Below are 4,836 nucleotides of genomic sequence, written 5' to 3'. Positions count from 1 at the left end.
TACGCTGCGCTTACTTTGGATGCGACTTCTTGGGGTCTAGCATGCAGATGCACACCGATTTCAAGACCGCCGGCTGCTGAAAGCACGGCGCTGACTAGCCGCGCGACTTCGTCCGTAGTGGCCAGGCCGACGGTGTCGGCGAGTGAAATCTGCTCGATGCCGGTGTCGGCCAGCAAGTCGCACGCTGCAATGACTTCGTCGATGCTCCAGTCATCGCCGTAGGGATTGCCGAAGGCCATCGAGATGTAAGCGACAACACCGAGGCCGGCTTTGAATGCCGCTTGCCCGATGGCTTCCAGAGTGTCCAACGATTCTTCCGGAGTCTGTCCCTGGTTGCGCTTCAGAAACTCCGGCGAGATGGAGTAAGGGAAGCCGAGCGTGCTCACTGCTTCTGTTGCGATGGCGCGTTGCGCACCTTTCTCGTTTACTACGATGCCGATGATTTCGACGTCGTCCGGCGGATCGAGGAACTCAAGCACCTGCTCGGAGTCGGCCATTTGTGGCACGGCTTTCGGCGAGACAAAGGAGACGGCATCAATGTGTTTGAAGCCAGCGGCGATGAGGGTGTGCAGATAGTCAGCCTTGACTTCAGCCGGAATCGTTTTCGGTAGGCCTTGCCAGGCGTCGCGCGGACACTCGATCAGTTTGACTGCTTCGCTCATCGGAACTACCTAATTTATAGATGCGCGAGCGCTACGACAACGACGACTGCTCCAAAATGCGCGACTGCTCCAGCGATGAGGGCGGGTAGCAGGCTTTTTGCCCGTAAAACAAGAGCCATCAGCAGTCCATAGAGGGGGAACTGCAAGTACATCATGGCCTGCGAGAGCGTTCCGGCAATTTCGACGCTGAAGAGATGGGTTTGTACAAGCTGCACCCAGGGATACAGCATCCGCAGCGCGTCAGGGCCGGCAAGCGCCATAATACCCGCCGCGCGCACAGTGAGCGGCGTGACCAGAATGCCCAGCAGCAACGGCCACCATGTGAGCCATCCACTGGCTGCGGCTTTCTTTTTCTTACGGGTGGTCGTTCTACGTTGCGTGACGGTCGGGCTCATGATTTGAGAATAGCGTCTGATGTCATGTGCAAGGCTGAAACCTCTCGCTGTGAACCAGAAAGCGCACGGGTTAGCGCGTGGTACGATTCGCTATGCTCAAAAAGTCCCTTCTGCTTGCCGTCTGCGCGGCAGTGTGCCTGTCAACGTGCCTGGTTTCAGCGCAATCCGTACAAGACCGCTTGCAACGGCTAATGAATCCCTCGACCGGAGCATGGACTGCTGACCAGATTGCAACCATGGCCAAGCTGCGCGACGCAGCCATGCAGGCCCCATATGCGCTGACGGAATTGCGGCACCTGACGGACAACATCGGGCCGCGTCTTAGTGGCTCTCCGCAGGCGCAGAAGGCCGTCGAGTACGTCGCTGACGAGATGCGGGCGCTGGGCGCGGACGTGCATCTGGAAAAGACATCGGTCATCCATTGGGTGCGCGGAACTGAGACGGGCGAGCTCGTTTCCTGGCCGGGAATGGCGGAGGGAACGACGCAGAAGATTGTGCTGACAGCGCTTGGCCCCAGTGTGGCGACGAGTCCGGATGGACTGGTTGCCGATGTGGTTGTGGCCGACTCCTTTGACGCGTTGAGGAAGCTGCCCGAAGGCGCGGTAAAGGGCAAAATTCTGCTTCTGAATGAGAAATTCGACAAGCGATTGGCCGCGCAGGGCGACGGGTTGAGCGCCTATGGGCAGGCTGTTGTTTATCGCGGCGCAGGGCCGAGCGTTGCCGCGTCTCTTGGAGCGCTTGCCGTGCTGGTGCGCTCGGTTGGCAATGCAGACTACCGGCTGCCGCACACCGGGGCCACCGTCTACGCGAACGGGCTGCCGAAAATTCCCGCGGCGGCGGTGACCGCTGAGGATGCGGACCTGCTGGCCAACCTCACGCAGCAGGGGCCGGTGCGGATGCGGCTGACGCTGACGCCGCAGACGCTACCGAATGTAGACAGTTACAACGTCATCGCCGACTGGAAGGGCTCCGAGCATCCGGAGCAGGTGGTCATCGTATCAGGGCACCTCGATTCGTGGGACCTTGCGACCGGGGCCATCGATGATGGCGCTGGCATTGTGGTCTCCATGCAGGCGATCCATCTACTGCAGAAGCTCGGCATCCATCCAAAGCGCACGGTGCGCTTCGTTGCCTGGATGGATGAGGAGCAGGGCGGCGAAGGCGCGGCTACTTACGCCAAGGACCATGCTTCCGACCTGTCGAACCACATTGGCGCTCTCGAGTCAGACCTGGGAGCGGGCCATCCCATTGGTATTCTGGCTGTGGGCAAGCCTGAGCTGGCGGAGTGGCTGCGCCCGGTAGGGCATGTGCTGGAGCCGATTGGGGCTGCAACCATCACGCCCAGTCCTGAAGCTGGCGAAGACATCGACTCGCTCAAGGGCGTGCCGCAGTTTGCTCCCAACCAGGACAGCCGATTCTACTTCAACTATCACCACACGGCTGCCGACACCTTCGACAAGGTCAATCCGCAGGAACTGAATGAGAACGCGGCGGTAATGGTGGTCTTGGCTTATGCCTTGGCGGATTCGAGTACTCCGGCTCCGAGATAAAGCATTTAGCTGCGCTTCCTGCGTCCTGTCTTCTTGTTTTTCTCTTTCCGGAGTTTCCATGCTGTAGTCAGCGCTCCTCGCAGTGCGTCTTCGTTAGCTTTGGCGAGGATGATGTGGGTCGCTCCCATGCGGCCCCATCCACCTTTGATGGGGATGAAGAGGTCGGGGCGATCTGCGATGAAGGCCTGTTGCTGTTCCACTGTGAGCATGAGATTGCCATAGCCGTCTTTCTGCGAGGCGAGGGTGGCGAAGATTCTTCCGTCCACGCGGAAGTCGGGCGAGCCCATGTGCGAGCCTTCCTCTGCGCCTTCGAGGCTTAATGCGATGCGGCGAAAATCTGTGGTGTTCATAGGTGGTTTTCGTGGCCCATGTGAAGGAAAGCAGATCCTTCGCTGCGCTCAGGATGACAGTTATTTGCTTGAGAATGACATTCATTGTTCATTCTGGTTTCCCTCTCGGCAACTCTAGGCAGTGTAGAGATTCGTTTCCAGAAACGCATTGCGGAATTTGCCGGTCGGGTCATGTTGTTTCAGGAGTGACTTGAATTCCGGTAGCTTTTCGTATTTTGCTTCGAGTTGCGCGGGCGGGATGGTGAAGAGCTTGGCCCAATGCGGGCGCGGGTTGAATGGCGCGAGCTGCTTTTCGATGAGCGGCAGGATTTGCTTCACCGCCGGCCATTCCGGTTTCCAAGTGAAGTGGATAGTCATGGAATCGCGCTGGTGGGCCATGCTCATCCAGAGATTGTCTGCGGCGACTGTGCGAAATTCCGTAACAAACAGATGCGGGGTGATGCGGTCGCGCAGTTTCTCGACGGCGAGAATGGCCTCATGGCCGTGCTCGCGTGGAACGAAGTACTCGGTCTGCAGCTCGGCGCCACTGGATGGCGTGAAGTTCATGCGGAAGTGCGGCAGCCGCTCGTACCATGGGCCGGGGATGCCTTGCTGTTCGGTGCAGGGCGTGGCGTCGTGTCCCGCAATGGGGTGCAGCTTTTTCGTCGCGAGCTTTGCACCGTAGAACTCGGGCGGAAGCTGTGAAGATTGATTGGATTCGATACGCTGCTTGATCCAGACCTGCGTGGCGCGGTGGTTTTGCCAGTCAGTGAAGAGGCTGACGCTGTATCCGCTGCCAAAGATGGCGTCGAGGTTGTGCTGGAGCTGGTCGAACGACAGGTCTTCGTAAACGATCTGGCGCATCTGGAAAGTGGGCAGCAGGTTGAGCGTGATGCGGGTGACGATGCCGAGCGCTCCCAGCGCGACGACTGCTCCATTGAATGTATCGCTGTCTTTGGCGCGTGAAAGTGTGGCGAGATTGCCGTCGGCGGTGGCGAATTCAAGGGCGGAGACGGCGGTGCTCAGGTTTCCATTGTGAATGCCCGAGCCATGCGTACCGGTGGAACAAGCGCCAACGACGGTGATGTGCGGAAGCGAGGCGAGGTTGTGCAGCGCATAGCCGTGGGAGTCTAAGTACGGAGCGAGCTTCCCGTAACGAACGCCTGCCCCTACGGTAACGGTGTGCGCTTTGTCATCGATTGTCATCTCATCAAGATGTTCGAGCGAGATCTGGTTTGCATTGCTGTCAGCGATGGCATTGAAGGAGTGACGCGCGCCGAGAGCGCGGAGCTTGTCGCAGCCTTTCACTACCTCCTGGACTTCTTCTGCCGAAGCCGGCGTGAAGAGGCGGTTTGTCGAATAGGTGAGATTTCCCGACCAGTTAGTGCGCGGGCCTGCAGTCTGGCTTTGTTCGGCAGGAACGAGTCGGGACAAGGTGGCTCCACTGAGTAGTATGCCGGATGTTTTGAGGAAGTCGCGCTTGTTCATGATGGGCAACGTTGTATCACGCGCGCAGCGATGGTGGCGAATGGTCGAGATGTTGGTCTGGATATTGCTTTCCCACCCTATCGCAAACTGCGCGATAGGATGAGGCACCCTCTTTTTCGTTCCCCCTAGCGAGTAACACCCTATCGTTACCTATTCTGCATTGAATCGCGATGATAGTCTTTGCCAGAATCCACAAAACTGAAAGGTAGTTCTCAGTAAATACATGAAACGTATTTGTGCTTTGGTTATTTGTTTTCTCTTCACGATGAATGTTTTGGCCGCCGACAATGGCTACAAGGTGATGTATGACGGAGGGTCGGTTCAAGCTCTCAAATCGGGCAGCAAAGCTCAGCTCTTTATCGAATCGAATCAGATCCGCCTGAATGAAGACGGGAAAGATGCGGTCGTGATT

Annotated in this window: 6 protein-coding genes; 2 read left to right on the top strand and 4 right to left on the bottom strand. The window is 58.0% G+C overall.

What is annotated here, in order from left to right:
- The coding region (locus VEV40_RS03975; protein ID WP_324830336.1) for a hydroxymethylglutaryl-CoA lyase at positions 1–662 on the bottom strand (662 nt) is incomplete at its 3' end.
- A gap of 14 nt (positions 663–676) precedes the next feature.
- Positions 677–1,057 (bottom strand): hypothetical protein, encoded by a 381-nt coding sequence (locus VEV40_RS03970; protein ID WP_324830334.1) that lies wholly within the window; start codon positions 1,055–1,057, stop codon positions 677–679.
- A 92-nt stretch (positions 1,058–1,149) separates the two neighbouring features.
- Here VEV40_RS03970 and VEV40_RS03965 point away from each other — a divergent pair, with 92 nt between their 5' ends.
- Complete coding sequence (locus tag VEV40_RS03965; protein ID WP_324830332.1) at positions 1,150–2,607, top strand: M20/M25/M40 family metallo-hydrolase; 1,458 nt, start codon at positions 1,150–1,152, stop codon at positions 2,605–2,607.
- A gap of 5 nt (positions 2,608–2,612) precedes the next feature.
- Here the strand turns inward: VEV40_RS03965 and VEV40_RS03960 are convergent, their stop codons facing one another.
- Entirely contained in the window at positions 2,613–2,957 is a 345-nt protein-coding gene (locus VEV40_RS03960; protein ID WP_324830330.1) for an MmcQ/YjbR family DNA-binding protein, read from the bottom strand.
- A 114-nt stretch (positions 2,958–3,071) separates the two neighbouring features.
- Entirely contained in the window at positions 3,072–4,424 is a 1,353-nt protein-coding gene (locus VEV40_RS03955) for a D-arabinono-1,4-lactone oxidase (RefSeq protein ID WP_414637791.1), read from the bottom strand.
- Between the two features lie 223 nt (positions 4,425–4,647).
- Between VEV40_RS03955 and VEV40_RS03950 the strand changes: the two genes are divergently transcribed.
- Positions 4,648–4,836: hypothetical protein (locus VEV40_RS03950; protein ID WP_324830328.1), on the top strand; the 189-nt coding region annotated here is incomplete at its 3' end.

Source organism: Alloacidobacterium sp. (assembly GCF_035631355.1).
In the GTDB taxonomy this organism is placed as follows: domain Bacteria; phylum Acidobacteriota; class Terriglobia; order Terriglobales; family Acidobacteriaceae; genus Alloacidobacterium.
This window is presented reverse-complemented; position numbering and strand designations above follow the sequence as displayed.

Coding starts and splice junctions, on each gene's coding strand:
- VEV40_RS03960 (WP_324830330.1), bottom strand. CDS start 2,957: ATGAACACCACAGATTTTCGCCGCATCGCATTAAGCCTCGAAGGCGCA.
- VEV40_RS03955 (WP_414637791.1), bottom strand. CDS start 4,424: ATGAACAAGCGCGACTTCCTCAAAACATCCGGCATACTACTCAGTGGA.
- VEV40_RS03970 (WP_324830334.1), bottom strand. CDS start 1,057: ATGAGCCCGACCGTCACGCAACGTAGAACGACCACCCGTAAGAAAAAG.
- VEV40_RS03965 (WP_324830332.1), top strand. CDS start 1,150: ATGCTCAAAAAGTCCCTTCTGCTTGCCGTCTGCGCGGCAGTGTGCCTG.